The sequence below is a fragment of the Streptomyces sp. NPDC020983 genome (genome assembly GCF_044333485.1).
In the GTDB taxonomy this organism is placed as follows: Bacteria; Actinomycetota; Actinomycetes; order Streptomycetales; family Streptomycetaceae; genus Actinacidiphila.
In genome coordinates this window covers 17,533-40,758 of sequence record NZ_JBIRRA010000026.1, presented here as the reverse complement: position 1 = coordinate 40,758, position 23,226 = coordinate 17,533, and the positions used below count along the sequence as shown (strand labels likewise).

General features: G+C 74.4%; 19 protein-coding genes. 10 read left to right on the top strand and 9 right to left on the bottom strand.

Translation table 11 applies throughout. The features are described 5' to 3' along the window. The first annotated feature begins 45 nt into the window (after positions 1-45). Positions 46-1,113 carry a lysophospholipid acyltransferase family protein gene (locus ACH4SE_RS35370; protein ID WP_398547676.1) on the top strand — a complete coding sequence of 356 codons (1,068 nt, stop codon included), beginning with the start codon at positions 46-48 and terminating at the stop codon, positions 1,111-1,113. Positions 1,114-1,221: 108 nt separating this feature from the next. Here the strand turns inward: ACH4SE_RS35370 and ACH4SE_RS35365 are convergent, their stop codons facing one another. The 3 genes from ACH4SE_RS35365 to ACH4SE_RS35355 form a co-directional block, all read right to left on the bottom strand. Beyond that, the gene (locus ACH4SE_RS35365) at positions 1,222-2,463 is read right to left on the bottom strand and encodes a DUF5667 domain-containing protein (protein WP_398547675.1); all 1,242 of its coding nucleotides are present in this window, start codon (positions 2,461-2,463) and stop codon (positions 1,222-1,224) included. 193 nt (positions 2,464-2,656) lie between these two features. Continuing rightward, positions 2,657-3,460 (bottom strand): ECF subfamily RNA polymerase sigma factor, BldN family, encoded by an 804-nt coding sequence (locus ACH4SE_RS35360; RefSeq protein ID WP_398547674.1) that lies wholly within the window; start codon positions 3,458-3,460, stop codon positions 2,657-2,659. A gap of 322 nt (positions 3,461-3,782) precedes the next feature. Beyond that, positions 3,783-4,703, bottom strand: a complete 921-nt coding sequence (locus ACH4SE_RS35355; RefSeq protein WP_398547673.1) for an HAD family hydrolase — start codon at positions 4,701-4,703, stop codon at positions 3,783-3,785. Positions 4,704-4,789: 86 nt separating this feature from the next. Between ACH4SE_RS35355 and ACH4SE_RS35350 the strand changes: the two genes are divergently transcribed. From ACH4SE_RS35350 to hemB, 7 genes are all read left to right on the top strand, one after another. Continuing rightward, positions 4,790-5,059 carry a glutaredoxin family protein gene (locus tag ACH4SE_RS35350; RefSeq protein ID WP_398547672.1) on the top strand — a complete coding sequence of 90 codons (270 nt, stop codon included), beginning with the start codon at positions 4,790-4,792 and terminating at the stop codon, positions 5,057-5,059. 106 nt (positions 5,060-5,165) lie between these two features. After that, a complete protein-coding gene (locus ACH4SE_RS35345; RefSeq protein ID WP_398547671.1) occupies positions 5,166-5,882 on the top strand; it encodes an exonuclease domain-containing protein in 717 nt (238 codons plus the stop codon). A gap of 131 nt (positions 5,883-6,013) precedes the next feature. After that, complete coding sequence (locus ACH4SE_RS35340) at positions 6,014-6,733, top strand: redox-sensing transcriptional repressor Rex (protein ID WP_398547670.1); 720 nt, start codon at positions 6,014-6,016, stop codon at positions 6,731-6,733. Beyond that, a complete protein-coding gene (locus ACH4SE_RS35335) occupies positions 6,730-8,070 on the top strand; it encodes a glutamyl-tRNA reductase (protein ID WP_398547669.1) in 1,341 nt (446 codons plus the stop codon). The genes ACH4SE_RS35340 and ACH4SE_RS35335 overlap by 4 nt, the downstream gene beginning before the upstream one ends. Next, positions 8,063-9,070: a hydroxymethylbilane synthase gene (hemC, locus tag ACH4SE_RS35330; protein WP_398547668.1), complete on the top strand. Its 1,008-nt coding sequence runs from the start codon at positions 8,063-8,065 to the stop codon at positions 9,068-9,070. The genes ACH4SE_RS35335 and hemC overlap by 8 nt, the downstream gene beginning before the upstream one ends. Before the next feature lie 53 nt (positions 9,071-9,123). Beyond that, a complete protein-coding gene (locus ACH4SE_RS35325; RefSeq protein WP_398547682.1) occupies positions 9,124-10,785 on the top strand; it encodes a uroporphyrinogen-III synthase in 1,662 nt (553 codons plus the stop codon). Positions 10,786-10,964: 179 nt separating this feature from the next. Continuing rightward, entirely contained in the window at positions 10,965-11,948 is a 984-nt protein-coding gene (hemB, locus tag ACH4SE_RS35320) for a porphobilinogen synthase (RefSeq protein ID WP_398547667.1), read from the top strand. 19 nt (positions 11,949-11,967) lie between these two features. On the opposite strand, the gene ACH4SE_RS35315 is transcribed toward hemB, so the two are convergent. The 3 genes from ACH4SE_RS35315 to argS form a co-directional block, all read right to left on the bottom strand. Next, the gene (locus ACH4SE_RS35315; RefSeq protein ID WP_398547666.1) at positions 11,968-12,801 is read right to left on the bottom strand and encodes a DUF4253 domain-containing protein; all 834 of its coding nucleotides are present in this window, start codon (positions 12,799-12,801) and stop codon (positions 11,968-11,970) included. Between the two features lie 77 nt (positions 12,802-12,878). Beyond that, positions 12,879-14,120 carry a PP2C family protein-serine/threonine phosphatase gene (locus ACH4SE_RS35310; protein ID WP_398547665.1) on the bottom strand — a complete coding sequence of 414 codons (1,242 nt, stop codon included), beginning with the start codon at positions 14,118-14,120 and terminating at the stop codon, positions 12,879-12,881. A 139-nt stretch (positions 14,121-14,259) separates the two neighbouring features. After that, complete coding sequence (gene argS, locus ACH4SE_RS35305; RefSeq protein ID WP_398547664.1) at positions 14,260-16,053, bottom strand: arginine--tRNA ligase; 1,794 nt, start codon at positions 16,051-16,053, stop codon at positions 14,260-14,262. Between the two features lie 241 nt (positions 16,054-16,294). Here argS and lysS point away from each other — a divergent pair, with 241 nt between their 5' ends. Beyond that, positions 16,295-18,022, top strand: a complete 1,728-nt coding sequence (lysS, locus tag ACH4SE_RS35300; RefSeq protein ID WP_398547663.1) for a lysine--tRNA ligase — start codon at positions 16,295-16,297, stop codon at positions 18,020-18,022. 464 nt (positions 18,023-18,486) lie between these two features. Then, on the top strand, positions 18,487-19,737 hold the full coding sequence (locus ACH4SE_RS35295; protein WP_398547662.1) for a hypothetical protein: 1,251 nt from the start codon (positions 18,487-18,489) through the stop codon (positions 19,735-19,737). Positions 19,738-19,751: 14 nt separating this feature from the next. On the opposite strand, the gene ACH4SE_RS35290 is transcribed toward ACH4SE_RS35295, so the two are convergent. The 3 genes from ACH4SE_RS35290 to ACH4SE_RS35280 form a co-directional block, all read right to left on the bottom strand. Beyond that, positions 19,752-21,383, bottom strand: a complete 1,632-nt coding sequence (locus ACH4SE_RS35290) for a DUF2637 domain-containing protein (RefSeq protein ID WP_398547661.1) — start codon at positions 21,381-21,383, stop codon at positions 19,752-19,754. 135 nt (positions 21,384-21,518) lie between these two features. Beyond that, on the bottom strand, positions 21,519-22,241 hold the full coding sequence (locus ACH4SE_RS35285) for a DUF3558 family protein (protein WP_398547660.1): 723 nt from the start codon (positions 22,239-22,241) through the stop codon (positions 21,519-21,521). Positions 22,242-22,335: 94 nt separating this feature from the next. Further along, positions 22,336-23,196 (bottom strand): hypothetical protein, encoded by an 861-nt coding sequence (locus ACH4SE_RS35280; protein WP_398547659.1) that lies wholly within the window; start codon positions 23,194-23,196, stop codon positions 22,336-22,338. Positions 23,197-23,226: the final 30 nt, after the last annotated feature.

Genomic DNA, 23,226 nt, shown 5'->3' with positions numbered 1-23,226 from the left:
GGTGCGGCGGAGGGGACTTCAGGTACGGCGGAAGGAGCAGGGGCCGTGGGCGACGCGAAGGTGATCCCGTTCGACGAGGGCGCGCGCGGCCGCCGCGCCGCCGCGTCCCGCCGGGGGACGGCTCACCCGGCGGACGGTGCCGACGGCGGCGCCGCGGCGCCCGGGATCCCCGCGCAGGCCGCGGGCGGGCGTACGGGCGCGGACGCCGGGCCGGGAGCGGCCCCGGCCGGCGGCGGCGGGCTCCTCGGGGCGGTGGCGGAGCGGCTGCTGGGCGGCGACTGGGACCGCAGGGTCGCCTCGGGCCTGGCCTTCCTGCGCCGCCGGGTGACGGGCGACTACGAGGTCGACGAGTTCGGCTACGACGCCGAGCTGACCGACCAGGTGCTGATGTCGGTGCTGCGGCCGCTGTACGAGTCGTACTTCCGCGTCGAGGTGCGCGGCATCGAGAACATCCCGGCCGAGGGCGGCGCGCTCGTCGTCTCCAACCACTCCGGCACGCTGCCGCTGGACGCCCTCATGACCCAGGTCGCCGTGCACGACCACCACCCGGCCAAGCGGCACCTGCGGCTGCTCGCCGCGGACCTGGTCTTCGTGCTCCCGCTGGTCAACGAGCTCGCCCGCAAGGCCGGCCACACCCTGGCGTGCGCGGAGGACGCGGAGATCCTGCTGGAGCGCGGCGAGGTCGTCGGCGTCATGCCGGAGGGCTTCAAGGGCATCGGCAAGCCCTTCGCCGACCGCTACAAGCTCCAGCGGTTCGGGCGCGGCGGCTTCGTCGCGACGGCTCTCAAGACGGGCGTGCCGATCGTGCCGTGCTCGGTGGTGGGCGCGGAGGAGACCTACCCGATGCTCGGGAACGCCAAGACCGTCGCCCGGCTGCTCGGCCTGCCGTACTTCCCGCTCACCCCGACCTTCCCGTGGCTCGGCCCCGCGGGCGTCGTCCCGCTCCCCACGAAGTGGGTGATCCAGTTCGGCGAGCCGATCCCCACGGACGGCTATCCGCCGGAGGCGGCGGAGGACCCGATGCTCGTGTTCAACCTGACGGACCAGGTACGCGAAACGATTCAGCACACCCTGTACGAGCTGCTGGTGCAGCGCCGCTCCGTCTTCTTCTGAGGCCGGCTGAGGCGAGCTGAGGCCGGACGCTCCGCGCGGGGCGGCGGACCGGAGGCGCGGGTGACCGCGCGGGCGGTCACCCGGCGGTCCCCCGCGCCCCGCGGGGCGCTACTCGTCGTCCGGGGCCGCGCCCAGGCCCAGGCCGGGGAGGAGGCCCGGGAGGAGCGGGGGCAGGGTCACGGAGTGGTCCGTGGACGGCGGGGACGTCGGGGTGGGCGGGGCGGTGAGCCCCGGCAGCGGCGCCAGCGGGTTCGTACCGCCGATCAGGCCCTCGGCCGGGCTCGTCGCGGACGGCGACGGCGTCGCTCCGCCCGTACCGTCCGCGCCGGGCGTCGCGCCGGCCGAAGCCGGGGGCGCGGCGGACGAGCTGCCGGTCGGAGCGCCGCCCGTACCGTCGGATCCGGAGTCCCGGGACCCCTTCTTCTTCGGCTGGGGCAGCAGCCCCTGGAGCGGCGCGACCTCCTGGTCTATGGCGTCGAAGACCGAGGAGACCTGCTGGGAGACGTCGGTGAGCTGGCTGGGCAGCTTGCCGCGCAGTTCCGTCCAGCCCTGCCGGTGGGCCTGCGCGAAGTTGTTGAGCGTCTCGATCGGCTGGAGGTCGCCGTCCTGCTGGTAGGCCTCGCTGAGCAGCTTGTGGCCCTCGGTGGCCTCCTGGTGCATGCCCGACAGGGCCTTGCGCACCTCGGCCACCGACTCCTCGTCGAGCTGGCCGCCGCGGCCGCGCTCCATGAGGCGGCGGGCCTCCTGGAGGCGGGTGGACGCCATGTCGAGGTAGATCTTGCCGCGCGAGGCGTCGCCGCTGGCCATGTCGAGCTTGAGGTCTTCCATCCCGCGCTTGAGCGGGTAGAGCGTGTCGCCGGGGAGCGCGTTGGTGCTCGCCGCGGCGACCCCGCCGAAGGCGCCCGCGGCGACGCTGACGGTGAGCCCGCCGACCGCGAGCCGCCGGGAGAGCTTGCCGCTCGGGGTGAGCCGGCGCAGCCCGCTCCTGCCGCCCTTCCCGTCGCCGCGCTGCTCGGGCACGCGGGCGGTGACCGGGAAGCTGCCGTCGGCGAGGGCCTGCTCCATGGCGGCGATGAGCTGCGCGCGCTGCACCGTCTTGCGCTCGGGATCGAGCGTGGGCCGCGGCTGCCCGGTCAGCGCCGTCGCGAGGGCCAGCAGCGCGCCCTGTTCGGGGTCGGCGTGCCGGTCCGCCGCGTGGCTGCCGTGGGCGCCGGACGTACCGGGCCGGCGGCCGGCGTCCGCGCCTTCCTGGCGGGCCTCGGCGCCTTCGCGCTCGCCAAGGGCCTCGCGGTCCTCAAGCGCCTGGGCGAAGGCGTTCGCCCGGCGGTGTGCCGTTGCCTGTCCGATCACGCGCGGCACCTCCTCTCGTCATCCACACTCGACTCCCCGCACCGCCCGGGGGTTGCGCGGCCCCTCGGCCTTGCACCCGAACGGGTGAAAAGCGAGGGGTGCGGGGCGGTGCTCGGGTGTCCGCATGGGAAGCAACGAGCGCCGCGCCACTTGGGTTACGCAGGTGCGACGAGCCCGCGCCGCCACCTGCGGCTCACCTCGCGTCATCCGGGAGGAGTCTGGCCAGCGTACGGACGGCGCGGTATTGCAGCGTCTTGATCGCGCCCTCGTTCTTCCCCATGACCCGGGCCGTCTCGGCGACCGAGAGGCCCTGCAGGAAGCGCAGCGTCACGCACTCCTGCTGCTGCGGGTTGAGTTTGCGCACGGCCGTCAGCAGCGCCTCGTTGGACAGCGACTCCAGGACCGAATCCTCGGGACTTCGTTCGACCTCGTTCGCGTCGAGCATTTCGCCCGTGGTCACTTCGAGCCGGAAACGGCTCGATTTGAAGTGGTCGGCGACCAGATTGCGCGCGATCGTGACCAGCCACGCGCCGAAGTCGCGCCCCTGCCAGGTGAAGGTGCCGATACGGCGCAGGGCGCGCAGAAAGGTCTCGCTGGTGAGGTCCTCGGCCGTCGCCTTGGAGCCGACCCGGTAGTAGATGTAGCGGTAGACCGTGTCGCTGTAGTGGTCGTAGAGCCGCCCGAAGGCCTCGGTCTCGCCGTCCTGGGCCCGTTCGACGAGGTCCATCATGCGGCCGGAGTCGGTGTCGGCGGCGGGGCGGCGTGGCTGTGCGCCGGGGGCTGCGGCGTGGGTACCGGCGGAGCCCGAGCTGTTGCGGGTGCGTCTGCCTGCGGCTGTGCTGACTTCGGCCAGCGCGTACGCGGGCCCGGGGACGGTGGGACCTGACGTGGCGAGGGCGGGCACGGCGTGCGCGGGGACGGCGTACACCAGGTGCCGGAGCACCAGGGCGCGCAGCGCAGCCAGGCCGGAGGTGTCAACCCCGTCGTGTGGGTACACGGGACTCCCAGAGGCAGAACTTCCATCACGTGCAGTACGGGACCGTTCACCCGTCGTGGCGACGTGCGGGTACCGGATTGCGTCTGAGGAGAATAACGCTTCGTACAGGAGACGCTACACCGAGTTGCGCAAATCGTCGTTTGCGCCATTTCCTGTGCGAATTGACGATCGACCAATTATCGAACAGGGGACTGTTGTTGACCACTTCGGTTCGTGAACGGCTCGCGCAGAGGCCGTGATGTGACCGTGTGCGCGCCGTGCGCGGGGACGCGCGCCCGGCCGCGGCGCCGGGCCGTACGATGCCCGGCCGGGCGGCGGAGGGCTACTTGTGCCGGCGGCTGATCGCGACGGCCGCGGCCGTACCGCCCGCGAGCGCGCCGAGCCCGGCGGCGGCCGGGATGCCGATCCGGGCCGCCTTGCGCCCGGTGCGGTAGTCGCGCACCCGCCAGCCCTCGGCGCGGGCGTGCCTGCGCAGCCGGGCGTCGGGGTTGACCGCGTACGGGTGGCCGACGAGCGAGAGTATCGGGATGTCGTTGTGGGAGTCGCTGTACGCGGCGCAGGCCGACAGGTCCAGGTCCTCGCTCGTCGCCAGCGCCCGTACCGCCTCGGCCTTCGCGGGCCCGTGCAGCGGCTCGCCGACCAGCCGCCCGGTGTACACGCCGTCCACCGACTCCGCGACCGTGCCGAGCGCGCCGGTCAGGCCCAGCCGGCGCGCGATGATCGTCGCCGTCTCCACCGGCGCGGCCGTCACCAGCCAGACCCGCTGGCCCGCGTCCAGGTGCGCCTGCGCGAGCGCGCGCGTACCCGGCCAGATCTTCCCGGCCATGTACTCGTCGTAGATCTCCTCGCCGATCGCCGTCAGCTCCTCGACGCGGTGCCCCTTCACGATCGACAGCGCGCTGTCCCGCGCGTCCTGCATGTGCTCGGGGTCCTCCGAGCCGGCCATCCGGAAGTAGGCCTGCTGCCAGGCGAAGCGCAGCAGGTCCTGCGTGTCGAAGAAGTGCCGCTTGTACAGGCCGCGGCCGAAGTGGAAGAGCGCGGCGCCCTGCATCACGGTGTTGTCGAGGTCGAAGAACGCGGCGGCCCGCGGATTGCCCGCGACGGGGAAGGAGGCCTCCTCCGCCGGCGCGCCGCCGGCCTCGGGCGTCGTCGCGAGCGCCGCCTGCGCGGCGGCCTCGCCGGCCTCCACACTCCGCTGCGTCGCGGACTGCCTGCGGGGGGTGAGCCATTTGAGAGCGGCCATGCCGCCGAGCATAACGACCCCGTGCGACATGGCCGGTTCGCGTGCGATGCCGGTGCGTGAACCGGCCGTGTCGGCCAGGGGCCACAATGAACGGCATGACGAACGAGGGTGCGGCTCCCGCGCGGACGGTGACGCTGATCGGCAAGCCGGGGTGCCATCTGTGCGACGACGCCCGCGCCGTGGTGGCGGAGGTCGCCGCCGCGACCGGGGCGGCGGTCGTGGAGCAGGACATCACGCAGGACGAGGCGCTGTACGCGCGCTACTGGGAGCAGATCCCCGTCGTCCTCGTGGACGGGGAGCAGCACACCTTCTGGCGCGTGGACCGCGCCCGCCTCCACCGCGCCCTCACCTCCTGACCCTGCGGAGCCCGGGCCCTGGCTCGTCCTCCTGCGCATACGGGGAGGTCAGGTAGGATCGAGGGCGTTTTGTACGGCCGGGGGCGATGTGTGAGGAGCGTGCCGAGTGCCCCCGGTGGAAGTGCTCGCGGCGAGCGGTGGCGGATTCGCCGTGGTGGACGTCGAGGCGACGGGCTCGTCCTCGCGGCGGCACCGTGTCGTCGAGGTCGGCGTCGTCCTGCTCGGGCCCGGTCTCGCCCCGGAGGGCGAGTTCAGCACGCTCGTCGATCCGCTGGGGCCCGTGGGCCCGACCCACATCCACGGCATCGAGCCCTCCCACCTGAGCGGCGCGCCGCGCTTCGCCGGGATCGCCGGGCGGCTGCTCGCGCTGCTGCGCGGGCGCGTGCTCGTCGGGCACAACGTCGGCTGCGACCGGGCGTTCCTGGCCGCGGAGTACGCGCGGATCGGCGTACGGCTGCCCGCGGTACCGGAGCTGTGCACGATGCGGATGGCCGCCGAGCGGGCCGAGCGTGCCGAGGGCGACACCTACGGGCTGTCGCTGCGGGCGTGCGCCCGTGCGCTGGGGCTCGGGGGTGAGGTCGCGCACACCGCGCTGGGGGACGCCCGGACGGCCGCGGCGCTTTTCGGCCACTTCGTGGCGGAGAGGGGTGCGGTCGGCGGCGGTCCGGCCGCGGTCGCGCTGGCGGAGCGGTTGTCGCAGGCAGCGGAAGTGCGCTGGCCCGAGGCCGGTGGCCTGCCGCATACCGCGGACGCGTTGTGGAAGCGGCGCAGCAACGTTTCGGCAGGGCAGTACGTGCCCAATGTCCGACATGGGAGTGCGTGATGCCCATCACTTCCGCCGGGCAAATCGGACACCATCTTTGTGCACGCGTTCACAAAGACATAGCCTGGCATGCACGGGGCGGCTCCAACGACCGCGGCCGCCCTCAGCCCAGCTCTACCCGCAGGAGCACCGTGGCAACTGGCCGATCGCACCGACCGGCGACCCGCAGCCGAGGGATCCCCGAGGCCACCGTCGCCAGGCTTCCGCTGTACCTGCGGGCGCTGACCGCTCTGTCCGAGCGCTCGGTGCCCACCGTGTCCTCGGAAGAACTCGCCGCTGCCGCCGGGGTGAACTCGGCCAAGCTGCGCAAGGACTTCTCCTACCTCGGCTCGTACGGGACCAGGGGCGTCGGCTACGACGTCGAGTACCTCGTCTACCAGATCAGCCGGGAACTGGGACTCACCCAGGACTGGCCGGTCGTCATCGTCGGTATCGGCAACCTCGGCGCCGCGCTCGCCAACTACGGCGGCTTCGCCTCCCGCGGCTTCCGCGTCGCTGCGCTGCTGGACGCCGACGCGGGACTCGCCGGGCGGCTGGTCGCGGGCCTGCCGGTGCGGCACATCGACGAGCTGGAGAGCATCGTCGCCGACAACCAGGTGTCCATCGGCGTCATCGCCACGCCCGCGGGCGCCGCGCAGGAGGTCACCGACCGGCTGGTCGGCGCGGGCGTGACCTCCATCCTGAACTTCGCCCCGACCGTGCTGTCCGTGCCGGACGGCGTGGACGTGCGCAAGGTGGACCTGTCCATAGAGCTGCAGATCCTCGCCTTCCACGAGCAGCGCAAGGCCGGCGAGGGCGAGAACGGCCGCCAGGAGCCGGACGGGGACGTACCCGCCGTGATGCCGGCATGAGTCTTCTCGTCGTCGGACTGTCGCACCGCAGCGCGCCCGTGAGCGTGCTGGAGCGCGCCGCGCTGAGCGCGGACGCGCGCGCCAAGCTGCTCCACGACACGCTGGCCGCCGAGCCCGCGAGCGAGGCCGTGGCGCTGTCCACGTGCAACCGCATCGAGCTGTACGCCGACGTCGACAAGTTCCACGCCGGTGTCGCCGAGCTGTCCACGCTGCTGGCACGGCACAGCGGGGTCGGCCTCGACGAGCTGACGCCGCACCTGTACGTCCACTACGAGGACCGCGCCGTCCACCACCTGCTGTCGGTGGCCTGCGGCCTGGACTCGATGGTCGTCGGCGAGGGCCAGATCCTCGGCCAGATCAAGGACGCGCTCGCCGTCGGGCAGGAGCTGCACAGCGCCGGGCGGCTGCTCAACGACCTCTTCCAGCAGGCCCTGCGGGTCGGCAAGCGCGCGCACTCCGAGACCGGTATCGACCGGGCGGGGCAGTCCCTGGTCACCTTCGGCCTGGCGCAGCTCGCGCCCGCGACCGGCCCGCTGTCCGGCAAGCGCGCCCTGGTCGTCGGCGCCGGCTCGATGTCGTCGCTGGCCGCGGCCACCCTGGCGCGCTCCGGCGTGGCCCGCGTGACGATCGCCAACCGCACCCCCGAGCGGGCCGTACGGCTCGCGGCCCTGCTCACCGAGCAGGGCACCCAGGCCCACGCGGTGGGCATGGCCAAGCTCACGGCCGCGCTCGCCGACGCCGACGTCGTGGTGTCGTGCACCGGCTCCACCGGCCTGGTGCTGACCGCCGACGACCTGGCGGCGGCCGGCCCGCTGGCCGTACTCGACCTGGCGATGCCGCGGGACGTCGACCCTGCCGCGCACGACCTGGACCACGTCCACCTCGTCGACATCGAGACGCTCGCCGCGGCGTCCGCGGACGCGCCGATGGCCGCCGACGTGGAGGCCGTGCAGGCCATCGTCGCCGAGGAGGTCGCCGCCTTCGGCGCCGCCCAGCGCGCCGCCCGCATCACCCCCACCGTCGTCGCGCTGCGCGCGATGGCCGCCGACGTCGTCGCGGCCGAACTCGCGCGGCTCGACGGTAGGCTGCCCGACCTGGACGACAAGCAACGCGCGGAGATCGGGCAGACCGTCCGCCGCGTCGTGGACAAGCTCCTGCACGCGCCGACCGTGCGGGTCAAGCAGCTCGCGGGCGAGCCCGGCGGTGCCGGGTACGCCGACGCGCTGCGGGAACTCTTCGACCTCGACCCGCAGGCGGTCGCCGCCGTCAGCCGGGCCGAGACCCCCAGGCCCGCGATGGCCCGGGTGCCCAACCGAATCGAGAGCGGCGATGACTAACCCCGCGAACACCCCCGCGAATCCCCCCGCCGACCCGGCGGCCGTCCCCGGGCGCGCCCTGCGGCTCGGTACCCGGCGCAGCAAACTCGCCATGGCCCAGTCCGGCATGATCGCCGACCGGGTGCGCGCCCTGACCGGGCGCGAGGTGGAGCTCGTCGAGATCACCACCTACGGCGACGTCTCCCGCGAGAGCCTCGCCCAGATCGGCGGCACCGGCGTCTTCGTGTCGGCGCTGCGCGACGCGCTGCTGTCCGGCGAGATCGACTTCGCCGTGCACAGCCTCAAGGACCTGCCGACCACTCCCCCCGAGGGCCTGGTGCTGGCGGCCGTGCCCGAACGCGAGGACCCGCGGGACGCGCTGGTCGCCCGCTCCGGGATGACCTTCGCCACTCTGCCGCCCGGCGCGCGCATCGGCACCGGCTCGCCGCGCCGCATGGCGCAGCTCAACGCGTGGGCGCGGTCACACCGCCAGGACATCGAGACGGTCCCGATCCGTGGCAACGTTGACACCAGGATCGGGTACGTTACTTCCGGCAAGCTCGACGCCGTCGTGCTGGCCGCCGCCGGGCTGAACCGTATCGGCAGGATCGCCGATGCGACCGAGCTGATCTCGGCCGACGTCGTACTGCCCGCCCCCGGACAGGGTGCGCTGGCGGTCGAGTGCGCCGCTTCGGACCCGGAGCTGGCCGCGCGGCTCGCCGAACTCGACGACCCGGGGACCCGGGCCGCCGTGACCGCCGAACGATCCCTGCTCGCCGCCCTCGAGGCCGGCTGCAGCGCCCCCGTGGGAGCGCTGGCCGACCTTGTGGCCGACGGGCAGACCACCGAGCTGCGCCTGCGCGGCGTCGTCGGCACCACCGACGGCACCGAACTGGTGCAGATGTCCATCACCGGCCGCGTTCCGGCGTCCGGCGACGAGGCGCGGGCCCTGGGCCGCGAACTCGCCGCCGAGATGCTCGCGAAGGGCGCGGCGGGTCTTATGGGGGAGCGCACATCTTGAACCCCGCCGCCGTCGCTACGACCAACCCCGTGACCGGCGCCGCCGGTGCGGCGCTGCCGGCCGGCAACGCCGCAAGCCCCGGCCCCGCCGGGCGCACCGCCCTCGGTCACGTCACCTTCCTCGGTGCCGGGCCCGGTGACCCCGGGCTGCTGACCCTGCGTGCCGTCGAAGCGCTCGCCCTCGCCGACCTGCTGGTCGGCGACCGTTCCGTGCTCGACGTCGTCCGCACCCACGCCCGCGCGGACGTCGGTACCGCCGAGCCGTCCGCCGACACCGCCGAACCGGCCGCGGGCAGCGCGGTGTTGGACACCTCCGCCCTCGCCGATGCCGCTGCCCAGCTTGTCATGGCGTCCGCGCGGACCGGCAAGCGGGTCGTCCGCGCGGTCGCCGGCGACCCGGGCCTGGACGCCTGCGCCGCCGCCGAGATGCTCGCGTGCGCCCAGGCGGGCATTCCCTTCGAGGTCGTCCCCGGCGTCGCCACCGAGGTCGGCGTGCCCGCGTACGCCGGAGTGCCGCTCGACGGCGGGGTGCGCTTCGTGGACGCCCCGACCGCCTCGGCGCGCTGCTGGTCCGAGGCCGGCGGCAGCGACGCGACGCTGGTGGTCTCCACCACCCTGCAGACCGTCGCCGCCACCGCCGCCGAGCTGATCGGGGCCGGCCGCAAGCCCGACACGCCCCTGACCGTGACGGTGGCCGGCACCACCACCCGGCAGCGCACCTGGACCGCGACGCTCGCGACCATCGCGGCCGAGCTCAAGGCCACCAAGGCGCTGCCCACGCCCGAGGACTCCGTCGCGGCCATAGCCGTGGTCGGTGAGCGCGCCGGGCGGCGCGAGCACCTGTCGTGGTTCGAGACCAAGCCGCTCTTCGGCTGGCGGGTGCTCGTACCGCGCACCAAGGAGCAGGCCGCCTCGCTCTCCGACCAGCTGCGCTCGTACGGCGCCGTGCCGCACGAGGTGCCCACCATCGCCGTGGAGCCGCCGCGCACCCCGCAGCAGATGGAGCGCGCCGTCAAGGGCCTGGTCACCGGCCGTTACGAGTGGATCGCCTTCACGTCCGTCAACGCCGTCAAGGCGGTGCGCGAGAAGTTCGAGGAGTACGGGCTCGACGCGCGCGCCTTCGCCGGGATAAAGGTCGCCGCGGTCGGCGAGCAGACCGCGCAGGCGCTCGTCGAGTTCGGCGTCAAGCCCGACCTCGTGCCCAGCGGCGAGCAGTCCGCCGCGGGCCTGCTGGAGGACTGGCCGCCGTACGACCCGGTCTTCGACCCGATCGACCGCGTCTTCCTGCCGCGCGCCGACATCGCGACCGAGACGCTCGTCGCGGGCCTCGTCGACCTCGGCTGGGAGGTCGACGACGTCACCGCCTACCGCACCGTGCGCGCCTCGCCGCCGCCGGCGGACACCCGCGAGGCGATCAAGGGCGGCGGCTTTGACGCGGTCCTCTTCACGTCGTCCTCGACGGTGCGGAACCTCGTCGGCATCGCCGGGAAGCCGCACAACGTGACCGTCATCGCCTGCATCGGGCCGGCGACGGCCAAGACCGCGGAGGAGCACGGGCTCCGGGTCGACGTGATGGCCCCGGAGCCGTCGGTGCACGCCCTCGCGCAGGCCCTCGCGGACTTCGGCACCTCGCGCCGCGAAGCGGCGGTCCTCGCCGGCGACCCCGTCACGAGGCCGAGCGAACGCCGCCCCGGCGCCCGCCGCCGCCGCGTCTGACCTGCGGTCCGCCCCGCAGGGGCGGTCGCCCCGCGCCCCCGGCCCGTCCGGTGGTGCCGACGTGCCCCGAGGGGTCCCGCGCGGCAGGCGCGGGGCCCGGCGGGGGCGTCCCCCGTCCCTCGCGGGCCCCGACTACGCGTCGGGAAGAGCACACTGCGCGCGGGCGTACCGTGGAATGCATGGTGAGGTATGGGGAGTTTCCCGGGGCGCGGCCCCGGCGGTTGCGGACGTCCGCGGCGATGCGCCGCATGGTGGCGGAGACCCGGCTCGACCCGGCGCAGTTGATCCTGCCCGCCTTCGTACGGGAAGGCATCAGCGCGCCGCAGGCCATCTCCGCGATGCCCGGCGTCGTCCAGCACACCCGCGACAGCCTGCGCAAGGCGGCCGCGGAGGCCGCCGCCGCCGGTGTCGGCGGCATCATGCTCTTCGGTCTGCCCGAGGTGAAGGACGCGGTGGGCAGCCAGGGCACGGACCCGGACGGGATCCTGCAGCAGGCGATCCGCGACGTCGTCGCGGAGGTCGGCGACTCCATGGTCGTCATGTCGGACCTGTGCCTGGACGAGTTCACCGACCACGGCCACTGCGGCGTCCTCGACGCCGAGGGCCGGGTCGACAACGACGCGACGCTGGAGCGCTACGCCGAGATGGCGCAGGTCCAGGCGGACGCGGGCGTGCACGTCGTCGGGCCGTCCGGGATGATGGACGGCCAGGTCGGAGTGATCCGCGAGGCGCTGGACGAGATTGGCAAGCAGGACGTGGCGATCCTCGCGTACACCGCGAAATACGCCTCCGTCTTCTTCGGGCCCTTCCGCGAGGCCGTGAACTCCTCGCTCAAGGGCGACCGCAAGACCTACCAGCAGGACCCGGCGAACCTCCGCGAGTCGATGCGCGAGCTGGCGCTCGACCTCGCCGAGGGCGCCGACATGGTCATGGTCAAGCCCGCGCTGCCGTACCTGGACGTGCTGACCAGGGTCGCGGAGTCCGTGGACGTGCCGGTGGCCGCGTACCAGGTCTCCGGCGAGTACGCGATGGTCGAGGCCGCGGCGGCGAACGGCTGGATCGAACGGGAACGGGCGATCACCGAGACGCTGACCTCGATCCACCGCGCGGGCGCGAACATGATCCTCACCTACTGGGCGACCGAGGTCGCGCAGAACCTCTGACGGCGCTGCCGCGGCGCGGTCAGTCCCACCAGAACGTCCACAGCGTCCGGTCCAGGACCTCCTTGGCCGCGTACTCCTCCAGCGAGCCGCAGCCCTGGTCGACGTTGTCCGGGCAGAAGGCGTAGTGCTCGGCGGCCACCGCCGCGGCCTCCTCGGGGGTACGCGGCGGGGCGGCCACCGAGACGGTGAGGGTGTCGAAGCCGAGGGCCACGACGCGTATGCCGAAGCGCTCCTCCCACGAGCGGAGCACCGCGCACAGCCGCGCCACGTCGCCCTCGTGGTTGAGTGGGCCGCCCCATCCGATCGCCGCGGGTATGTCGGCGCTGCGGCGGGCGTGGACCAGGGCGACGCGCACGTCCCCGGACACGACGATCCGGCCCACGGCCCCAGCCGCCTGCTCGTCCGGATCGGCCTGCGGGGCAGGGGCGGGGGCGAGGCCGGGCCAGTCGTCGTCCGCCGGGGAGCCGTGCCCTTCCGCGTCCTCGCCGTCAGCGCTGTCCGCACCGTCGGCGCTGTCCGCACCGCGCCACGCCTCCCCCGTCCAGTAGCCGGCGAGCACCTCCTCGGCGTCGTGGTCGCCGGGGTAGGTCGTCGCGGCGCGGGTCAGCTCCCAGCCCTCGAGCGGGGAGCCGCCGAGGTCGACGAGGACCGGGAGCAGCCCCACCGAGCGCGCGGGCAGCGCGTCCTCCCAGGACTGCGGCCCGGCCGCCTGCTCGGCGATCCACAGCAGCGGTTCGCCGTCCGCGCCCCCGTCCGTGTCGTGCACGAGCCGGCCCGGCGGCAGGGCCAGGCCGAGGGAGGAGCCGGTCGGATCGGCCGCGAGGGCCGGGAGCGGATTGGGAAGCATCGCCATGCACCGACTGTAGGGGGCGGGTCCGACAACCGGGTCCGGAACGGGCGTCGCGGGCCGCCGCCCCGCCGCCCGGCGGGTCACAGCCGCAGGACGACCAGGGCGGTGTCGTCGGTGGCGCCGTCCGGCGGGAGCAGCTCGTCCAGGAGGGCGTCGGCCATCTGCTCGGGATCGGCCTCGCGGTGCCGGGCCAGGGACGTCGCGAGGCGGCCCAGGCCCACGTCGATGTCCTCCCCGCGCCGCTCGATGAGCCCGTCGGTGTAGAGGACGAGCGTCGCGTCCGGCTCGAAGCCGACGGTGGCCTGCGGGCGCGGGTCGGGCTCGGGCTCGGGGCTGGCGCCGATCGGCGGGTCGGTGGCCTGGTCGAGGAACTCCACCGTCCCGTCCGGGTGCACCAGGGCGGCCGGCGGATGGCCCGCCGTGCTGTACGTGATGGTGCGGGCGGTCCAGTCGACGTGCGCCTTGACCACGGTCGTGGACTGGGCGCCCTCGACGGATTCGGCGTAGAGGCCGAGCGCGTCCAGCGCGGCCGCGGGCCCGTCGGTGACCCGGGCGGCGGCGCTCAGCGCGCTTCTGAGCTGCCCCATGACGGTGGCGGCGCGCAGCCCGTGGCCGACGACGTCCCCGACCGCGACGGTGGTGCGGTTGCCGGGCAGGTCCACCATGTCGTACCAGTCACCGCACACGTTGAGCGCGCTGACCGCGGGCTGGTAGCGCACCGCCGCACGGTGGCTGATCGGGCGGGTGGCCGGCAGCAGGGCCGCCTGGAGGGTGAGCGCCGTCTCGCGTTCGTGGGCGTGCGCGCGCCGCAGCCGCATGTTGAGCTCCTGGAGCTCCCGGGCCCGCATGTACAGCTCGGCCTCCAGCTTGCTGTGGCTGGCCGGGCCGCCGCTGCGGGCCTTCATGAAGGCCGTGACCTCCTCCACCCGGTGCACGATGAGGACCACCTCGCCGTCGCCGTCGAGGACGGGGGTGTTGATCGTGCTCCAGTAGCGCTCCTCGAAGACCCCGGGGCGGTCCGGGCGCTCGACGTCGTAGCGCTGGAGGGGGAGCGCGTCGCGCTCGTGGGTGGCGAGGACGTGACGCAGCGAGGAGCTGAGGTTCGCCGGGCCGTTCGCCTCGTCGGCGCGCTCCGGGCTGTCGGGGAAGACGTCGAAGATGTAGCGGCCGACCAGATCCTCCGGGCCGTGCGCGGACAGCCGCGTGTAGGCGTCGTTGACGTCGATGTAGCGCAGCTCGGTGTCGAGCAGCGCGATGCCCGCCGGGAGGGCCCTGTACACCGCCCGGTAGTCGATGCCGGGATAGCCGCCGTCGCCTGACACGTACCCGTCCGTCCGCCCTGGTGCCGCCTGACCCTCCCATCGCACCACACGCGGCGCGCGTCCGCCCGCCGGGCGGCGGTGGCCGTACGGCGGGCGGGTGCGGTCGGGCCGGCCCGGAGGAGCCGGTCGCGGCGGTTGGTCAGAGGCGGTCGGGGGTCCGGATGCCCAGCAGGGCCAGGCCCTGGCGCAGGGTGCGGGCGGTCAGCTCGCACAGCAGCAGACGGTTCTCCACCTGGGCGGGGCCGCCGTCGGCGGTGAGTACCGGGCACTGCTCGTAGAAGGTCGTGAACAGCGACGCGAGCTGGTACAGATACGCCGCGAGCCGGTGCGGCTCGTACACCTCGGCGACCTCGGCGAGCGTGTCGCCGAAGGCGTCCAGGTGCAGGCCCAGCGCGCGCTCGGCCTGCTCCAGCGGCAGCTCCGGGTGGGCGGCGGGCCGCTGGTCCGGGGCGGCCTTGCGGAAGATCGACTGCGTCCGCGCGTAGGCGTACTGGACGTAGACGCTCGTGTCGCCGTTGAGCGAGACCATCCGGTCCAGGTCGAAGACGTAGTCCCGGCCGAGCGACGTCGACAGGTCGGCGTACTTGACCGCGCCGACGCCGACCTGCGCGCCGTTGGTGAGGATCTCCTCCTCGGTCAGGCCGATCTTCTCGCCCTTCTCCCGCACGACCGCGGTGGCCCGCTGGACCGCCTCGTCGAGCAGCGCCTCCAGCTTGACGCTCTCCCCGGCCCGGGTCTTGAACGGCTTGCCGTCCTTGCCGAGCAGGGTGCCGAACGGCAGATGCCGGGCGGTGACCCCGTCCGGCAGCCAGCCGGCCCGGCGGGCGGTCTCGAAGACCATCTTGAAGTGCAGGGACTGCCGGACGTCCACGACGTAGAGGAGCGTGTTGGCGTGCAGCTCGCCCGTCCGGTTGCGGATCGCGGACAGGTCGGTGGCCGCGTAGCCGAAGCCGCCGTCCGTCTTGCGGACGATCAGCGGGACCGGCTCGCCGTCCTTGCCCTTGATGTCGTCGAAGAAGACGCACAGCGCGCCGTTGGACTCGACCGCGACCCCGGACTCCTCCAGCAGCTCGCACGTCTCGGCGAGCATGTGGTTGTAGCCGGACTCGCCGACGATGTCCTCGTCGCGGATCTGGATGTCGAGCTTGCTGTAGACCGAGTCGAAGTAGATCTTCGACTCGTCGACGAAGCGCTGCCACAGCGCGACCGTCTCCGGATCGCCCGCCTGGAGATCCACCACCCGGCGCCTGGCCCGCTCCTTGAAGGCCTCGTCGGACTTGAACAGCGCGCCCGACGCCTTGTAGAGCCGGTCCAGCCGGGACATCGAGGCCTCGCCCGCGTCCGCCTCGTCGGCGGTGTGGTCGAGCTCGTGCGGGTGCTCGATCAGATACTGCACGAGCATGCCGAACTGGGTGCCCCAGTCACCGATGTGGTGCCTGCGGACGACCTGCTCGCCCCCGAACTCCAGGATCTTCACGATCGCGTCGCCGATCACGGACGAGCGCAGGTGGCCGACGTGCATCTCCTTCGCCACGTTCGGCTGCGCGTAGTCCACGACCGTGATCCCGGGGTGCGCCTTGAGCGGCACGCCGAGCCGGTCGTCGGCGGCGCGGGCCGCGGCGTTCCGGATGATCGCGGAGTCGGCGACCGTGATGTTGAGGAAGCCCGGGCCGGACACCTCGACGGCGGCGATCGGGTCGTCGCCGGACTCCCCCGCGGGGAGCCCGGGCAGCGCGTCGGCGACCTGGGCGGCGAGCGCCTGCGGGTTGGTCTTCTGCCGCTTGGCCAGGCCCAGCACCCCGTTGGCCTGGAAGTCGGCCCGGTCGCTACGTCGCAGCAGCGGGTCGGCACCCGCGGCCGACGGCACGGCCGCCGCGAGGGCGGCCGAGACACGCTGCTGGAGCGAAGCGGAAAGGGAAGCGACCGAGGCCATGAAAGGTGCCGTTCCGTGTGTCGGGATCGTGGGTGCCCGGAGCCGGACTGCGGCGCCCGGCTCCTGGTTCTGGGCGACACCAGTCTCCCACGGCGGCCGGAGTCGGCGAGCAGGTTGTCCACAGGGTGGGGACGGGGAGCGGTTGTCCACAGGGCGGCCCGGCGGGGGCCGCGGGTCTGGGAGAATCGTGGGAGCGGGACGCCTCCGGGGCGGCCTGCCGAGCAGGGGAAAGGACAGAGCAGTGGCTGCCAGCACCGAGACCGACTGGGTCTCCCGTTTCGCGGACGAGGTCATCGCCGAGTCGGAGCGCCGCGCCCCCGGGAAACCCGTCGTCGTCGCGTCCGGGCTCAGCCCCTCCGGCCCGATCCACCTGGGCAATCTGCGCGAGGTCATGACGCCGCACCTGGTCGCCGACGAGATCCGCCGCCGCGGCCACCAGGTGCGCCACCTGATCTCGTGGGACGACTACGACCGCTACCGCAAGGTGCCGAACGGGGTGCCGGGCGTCGACGCGTCGTGGGCCGAGCACATCGGCAGGCCGCTCACCTCCGTCCCCGCCCCGGCGGGCTCCGCGTACCCGAACTGGGCGGAGCACTTCAAGGCGCAGATGGTCGAGGCGCTGGCCGAGCTGGGTGTGGAGTACGACCCGATCAGCCAGACCGCGCAGTACACCTCGGGGGTCTACCGCGAGCAGGTGCTGCACGCGATGCGGCACCGCCGGGAGATCGACGCGATCCTCGCCCAGTACCGGACGAAGAAGGCGCCGCCCAAGCAGCAGCAGAAGCCGGTCGACGAGGCGGAGGCCGCCGCGGCGGAGGGCTCCGGCGCGGCCGCCGAGGACGACGGCAGCGGCAGCGGCGCGGAGTACTACCCGTACAAGCCCTTCTGCGCGCAGTGCGGCAAGGACTTCACCACGGTCACGTCGTACGACGACGAGACGACCGAGATGACGTACACGTGCGCGTGCGGCCACGGCGAGACGGTGCTCCTGCGCGAGTTCGACCGCGGCAAGCTGGTGTGGAAGGTCGACTGGCCGATGCGCTGGGCGTACGAGGGCGTCGTCTTCGAGCCGTCCGGTGTCGACCACTCCTCTCCGGGCTCGTCCTTCCAGGTCGGCGGGCAGATCGTCGGGCCGATCTTCGGCGGTGAGCAGCCCATCGGGCCGATGTACGCCTTCGTCGGCATCTCGGGCATGGCGAAGATGTCCTCCTCCAAGGGCGGTGTCCCGGTGCCGGGGGACGCGCTGCGGATCATGGAGCCGCAGCTGCTGCGCTGGCTGTACGCGCGGCGGCGCCCCAACCAGTCCTTCAAGATCGCCTTCGACCAGGAGATCCAGCGCCTCTACGACGAGTGGGACGCGCTGACGCGCAAGGTCGGGGAGGGCGCCGCGCTGCCCGCCGACCTGGCCGCGTACACCCGCGCGGTCGGCACCGCGGCGGGGGAGCTGCCGCGCACCCCGCGGCCGCTGCCCTACCGGACGCTGGCGTCGGTCGCCGACATCACGGCGGGGGCCGAGCAGCAGACGCTGCGGATCCTGTCCGAGCTGGACCCGGAGCACCCGATCACCTCGCTGGCCGAGGTGCGTCCGCGGCTGGACCGGGCGGAGGCCTGGATCACCACGCAGGTGCCCGCCGAGCAGCGCACCGTCGTGCGGGCCGAGCCGGACGAGGCCCGGCTCGCCGCGCTGGACGAGGAAGGGCGCGGCGCGCTGAAGCTGCTGCTCGACGGCCTGGCGTCGCACTGGTCGCTGGACGGCCTGACGACGCTGGTCTACGCGGTGCCGAAGGTCCAGGCGGGTCTGGAGCCGGACGCCAAGCCCACGCCCGAGCTGAAGGTCGCCCAGCGGGCCTTCTTCGCTCTGCTCTACGAGCTGCTCGTCGGCCGCGACACCGGCCCCCGGCTGCCGACCCTGCTCCTCGCGGTGGGCCAGGACCGCGTCCGCACCCTGCTGGGCGCGCCCGCGGCCTGACCCCGCCCCGACGGTTGCCCGCCCGCCGGGCGCCCGGTCCGCTGCCGGGTTCCCGGTGGTGCCCGGCTGTCTGCGCGGGCCGGCTGCGGTGGTGCCCGGGGTCCCGGGGGTGCCCGGCTGTCGGGTGGTCCGGCGGTCCGGTGGTGCCCGGAGTCCCGGGGGCGCCCTGCCGTCGGGTGGTGCCCGGGGTCCCAGTGGTGCCCGGTTGTCCGCGCGGGCCGGCTGTCCGGTGGTGCCCCGGGGTCCCGGGGGTGCCCGGCTGCCGGGTGGCTCTGCCCGTCCGGTGGTGCCCGGCTGTCCGCGCGGGCCGGGCGGGGGGCGGAGCCGGGCGCCCGTACGGCCGTCGCGGCGGGCGGGGCAAGGCCGTCAGGGTGAGATCGGCTGGGTGGGGAGTCGGCGAGGCGGCGCCGGTGGCATCCATGGGAGGCGTGTGCTTCGCCCGATCCCGATGGGAGCCCGTCCGTATGTCCCGTCTTGCCGCGCGGTTCGCCGCGTCACTCACCGCCGCCGCTGTCGCGGCCGCCCCCGCCGTCCTCGCCTGCGCCGCACCGGCCGGGGCGGCGGACGCCGTACGCCAGCCGGTCACCGCGGCCGACCTCGGCCCGCAGGGACCCTGGCTGCGCCTCCAGGACGACCCGGGGAACGCCGGGCGGCCGTTCGGCACGCAGGAGGTCTCGCCCTTCGCGGACCCCGTCCGCTTCAACGGCAGCCTGCACCTGGCCGTGACCGGTGCCGCCGAGGCCGAGCAGTCGCAGGCCGCCCACTACTTCACCGCTCCCGTGGCCTTCGGCGACATCGCGGCCTCACCGCTGTCGTACGACCTCTACGTACGTGCGGCCGGCTCGACCCCCTCCGCCGTCCCCTTCGGCGCGAACCTCCAGCTGCCGGGCTTCTGCCAGGGCGCCTTCACCACGCTCAGCTTCCAGCCGCAGCTGGCCACCGACGCGCAGGGCAGGAGCGGCGCGGTCGCCGACATCTGGCGGCACTTCGACGCCGGGGGCGCCGCGCTGTGGCGCACCTCGCGCGCGGTGGGATCCTTCGCGGCCGGCAGCGACCACCCGTTCAGCGACTACGTCGCGGCCTGCGGGGGCGCGACCAGCGGCGCGGTCGGGGTGATCGCCAACGTCGGGCGGCTCGGCGACGCGAGCGCGAGCCTGGACACCTACGTCGACAACCTCACGGTGGACGGGACCGTCTACGACTTCCTGGTGGACGGCACCGCGACCGGCCGTGTCCACCTCGCACCCACCGGCCCCGGCCACCACAGCGCGACCGGCACGCCCGCCCGCGTCGGCGCCCTCCCGGCGTCCGTGCGCGGAGGCGGCGGCGGTGGCGGCGGGTGCGGCGGCGGGGGCGGGGGCGGCGGTGCCTGCTCCCTCGCGGGTACGGTCGAGTTCACGAGCCCGGCGGACGGCCCGTACTTCACCGAGGTCGGCACCCGCCTGGTGCTCTCCCGGCCCGGCGGCCTGGACCCGGACGACGTGACCTTGACGGCGGACGGCGAGCCGGTGGCGCTCACCGAGGGCCCGGACGGCACGCTGGTCGGCACCGTCACCCCGGCGTCCGCCACCGACCTGGCGCCGAGCGGCACCTACCGCACGGCCCTCACCGTCACCTGCGCCGACGACTCGACGGGCCCGGTCAGGGTGACCGCCGAGCTGCTGGCCCGCGGCTACGAGCCGTTCCAGCCGACCGGCGTCCTCGCCCGCCCGTAGCGGGCTCCCGGGGCCTACGGGGTGTGCTCGATCTCCGACTCCGACTGGTAGCGGTAGCGCATGTCCCGGATGACCGCGACGAGGGTGCGCTCCTCCGGGGCGGTGCCGCCGTACACGGCCGGGAGGTAGCGGGAGAACTGCCGGGCGTTCGGGAACTCGCCCCGCTCGCGCACGTACTGGCGGTAGGCGGCGAAGTAGGCCTCGTCCTCGGGGATGCCCTCGGGGAGGTGGAACGTCGGGACGGCCGGCTCGGGGACGGGTTCGGGCTCCGGCGCGGGCTCCGGGCCGGGCTCGGGCGCGTACTCCTCGGCGCGCGGGCCGGGGAAGGGGCGCGGGCTGCCGTTCGCGGGCCCGCCGTCCGCGCCGTTCAGGCCCGCGCCGACGCCGAGCGGGCGGTCGCGGCCCGGAGCGGTGGGGATACGGGGCCGGTCCGCGGCCGGTTCCGGCTCGGGGGCCGGTGCGGGGCGCGGGCGCTCGGGCAGCCGCTGGGCGTGGAACCAGGGGCTGCCGGACGCGTCCTCCCCGTCCCCGGCCCCGTCCTGTGCCTGCGGCCCGGGCCCGGCCCCGTCCTGTGCCTGGGTCTGCGGCCCGGGCCCGGCGTCCGGCTCCTGCGGCGGGTACTGCGCCTGCGGCCCCGCCTCGGCGTACCGCGGGTCGTAGCGGGGATCGAAGCGCGGGTCGAGCCGCGGATCGAAGCGCGGGTCGAGCCGCGGGTCGAAGCGGGGGTCGAGCCGCGGGTCGAAGCGCGGGTCGTAGCGGGGATCGAAGCGCGGGTCGAAGGACGCGTCGAACCGCGCGTCGTAGGCGTGCCCGTACCCCGGCCCGCCCTGCGGCGGCCCCGCCGGCCCGCGCTCGGGCGCCGTCACCACGGGCTCGGCCCGCTCCGGCTCCGCCTCGACCGCGGGCTCGGGGGCCGGCGCGGCGGCCGTCAGCTCCTTGGGGGCCGGGCCCGCGAGGGGGTCGAGGCCGGCCGCGGCGAGCCCGGCCTCGGCGGTGTCGGCGAGCGGCACCCCGTACTTGGCCAGCCGCAGCGGCATGAGGGCCTCGACCGGTGCCCGGCGGCGCCAGGCGACGCCGTAGCGGGCGCGCAGCCTGGCCCGGTAGACCAGCCGGTCCTGCTCGCGCCGGATGACCTCCTCGTACGACCGCAGCTCCCACAGCTTCATGCGCCGCCACAGCCGGAAGGTCGGGAAGGGCGCGAGCAGCCAGCGGGTGAAGCGGACGCCCTCCATGTGCTTGTCGGCGGTGATGTCGGCGATGCGCCCGATGGCGTGCCGGGCGGCCTCGACCGACACGACGAAGAGGACGGGGATGATCGCGTGCATGCCCACGCCGAGCCCGTCGGGCCAGGCGGCGGCGCCGTTGAAGGCGATGGTCGCGGCGGTGAGCAGCCACGCGGTCTGCCGCAGCAGCGGGAAGGGGATGCGCAGCCAGGTCAGCAGCAGGTCGAGGGCGAGCAGGACGACGATGCCGGCGTCCACGCCGATCGGGAAGACGTTCGCGAACCAGCCGAAACCTTTGTCCAGCGCGAGCGAGCGCACCGCCGCGTAGGAGCCGGCGAAGCCGATGCCGGCGATGACGACGGCACCCGTGACGACGACCCCGACCAATATCCGGTGCGTGCGGGTCAAACGTATCGCGGCCACCCGCGACCCCTCCTGCGACTGCGACTCGGCAACTGGCCGCCCCAGACTGCCATACCGCGCCGACGGCCCCGCGCCCGCGCGTCCGGACAAACGTACGGATTGCCGCTGCTTTACGGACGGGCGGGGCGGCGTTTGTTACGCGTTCGCCGCCGCGACCGCGGCGACGGCCTCCTTGGCGGCCCGCAGCGCGCCCGCGTTGACGGTGGTGGCGCTCGGGTTCTTCTTGCCCTCCAGGCCCGCGCCGTCGTACTCGACGATCACCAGGACGTTGCCCGTCCGCACCAGCAGCGTGTCGTTCTGCGAGGTGACCTTCGCCACGGTGGCCTTGCCCGCGACCGAGGTGGCCTGGTCGCCGACGCCCGTGACGGCCGAGACCTTCGCGCCCGGCGCCTTGCCGAGGCGCGCGGCCTGGTCGGTGAAGCGTTCCTTCGCCTGGTCCTCGGCCGGCCCGGCGGAGGTGGAGCCGAAGCGCTGGAAGGTGACGGACAGCCAGCGGTACTGGTAGCCGTCCTTGCCGTTGCCGGTCCAGGAGCAGCCGGCGCGGTTCTTCGGGTCGTCGGAGGTGGCGGGGGTGCCGGCCGCCGACTTGGCCTTGGGCACGATCGCGTCGACGGTGGCCTTGCCGACCGACTGGCAGGCGTTCGGCAGTGTGGCGAACTTCTCCGGCGCGGGTGCCGCGGTGGTCGTCGCCGGGCCGCTCGCGGCGGTGTCCTTGCCCCCGGCCGTGCCGTCGCCCTTGCCGCCGGAGTCCGAGCCGGAGCCGCCGGAGGAGCAGCCGGCGAGCAGCAGCGCGGGCACGGCCGCGGCGCACGCCAGCAGCAGGGCCCGGCGCGGTGCGGTGCGTCGTCGTCGTTCCATGGGTGCTGGGTCCAGTCGTCGTGCGTTGCGCCTGTGGCGCCGGTCGGCCCTCCACCCTAAGGGGTGAACGGAGCGGACCCGCGCCGCGGCGGGCTCAGCCCTCGACCTTGCGCTCCAGTTGCTTGGCGATCTTCTGGGCGCTCTGCTGCACGTCAGCGCTCTGCGGGGCGGCGGCGGCAGGGGCCGCGGTGGCGCCGTAGCGGATGCTCACGAGGACGTTCGCGGTGCGGAAGACGAGCGTCACGTCGCGCCGCGCCCCGGCCGCGGAGCCCTTGCCGCCCTTGGCCGGGGTGAGGGTGTCGTAGATGTATGCGGCGTTGCCCACATCCGTCAGGCGCCGCGGTCCCCAGTCCTGGCCGCCCCCGGCGGCCTGGTCGGCGGTGCCGTCCTCGCCGGCGGAGTCCGCGCCGCCGGTCGCGGTGCCGGACGGCGTCGGCGTGGAGGTGGCGGGGGGAGACGTCGTGGGCGTGCTGCCGGGCAGCGGCAGCGGCGGGATCGACGCCAGCGCGGCCTGGGCGTCGAAGTCGGTCTTGGCCTCGATCTCGTCGCTCACCGCGGGGTCGTACGACACGACCCGCTGCATGTCGATGACCAGGGAGTGGCCGGCGCCGTCCGGGGTCCTCGCGTGCCAGGTGCAGCCGACCCGGCGGTCGGTGTCGTACGTGAGCGCCTCCGTGCCGGAGTAGTCCTTCGCGCCCGGCACCACGGCCTCGAGGGTGTCCAGGTCGACGGCGATGCACGGCTGCGGCAGCGTCTTGTACTTGCCCGGCGGGGCGGGCGAGAAGGTCTCGCCGGTGGCCGGCGACGACTTGCCGTCGCCGTCCGTGCTGTCCGAACCGCCGCCCGTGCACGCGGCGAGCGTGCCGAGGCCGCCGAGCGCGACCGCGAGCGCCAGCGCGGCCAGCGCGGTCTGCGGCCTGCGCGTGGAGCGCGCTGTGCGGAGCCCTTGCCTCACGTGCCGCCTCTCGATCTCGTGCGCCAGGCC

Bases quoted from the DNA above. Each gene is read 5' to 3' on its own strand.
- hemC (WP_398547668.1), top strand. From the start codon at position 8,063: ATGACTAACCCCGCGAACACCCCCGCGAATCCCCCCGCCGACCCGGCG.
- hemB (WP_398547667.1), top strand. From the start codon at position 10,965: ATGGTGAGGTATGGGGAGTTTCCCGGGGCGCGGCCCCGGCGGTTGCGG.
- ACH4SE_RS35315 (WP_398547666.1), bottom strand. From the start codon at position 12,801: ATGGCGATGCTTCCCAATCCGCTCCCGGCCCTCGCGGCCGATCCGACC.
- ACH4SE_RS35295 (WP_398547662.1), top strand. From the start codon at position 18,487: ATGTCCCGTCTTGCCGCGCGGTTCGCCGCGTCACTCACCGCCGCCGCT.
- ACH4SE_RS35335 (WP_398547669.1), top strand. From the start codon at position 6,730: ATGAGTCTTCTCGTCGTCGGACTGTCGCACCGCAGCGCGCCCGTGAGC.
- ACH4SE_RS35350 (WP_398547672.1), top strand. From the start codon at position 4,790: ATGAACGGCATGACGAACGAGGGTGCGGCTCCCGCGCGGACGGTGACG.
- ACH4SE_RS35285 (WP_398547660.1), bottom strand. From the start codon at position 22,241: ATGGAACGACGACGACGCACCGCACCGCGCCGGGCCCTGCTGCTGGCG.
- argS (WP_398547664.1), bottom strand. From the start codon at position 16,053: ATGGCCTCGGTCGCTTCCCTTTCCGCTTCGCTCCAGCAGCGTGTCTCG.
- ACH4SE_RS35355 (WP_398547673.1), bottom strand. From the start codon at position 4,703: ATGGCCGCTCTCAAATGGCTCACCCCCCGCAGGCAGTCCGCGACGCAG.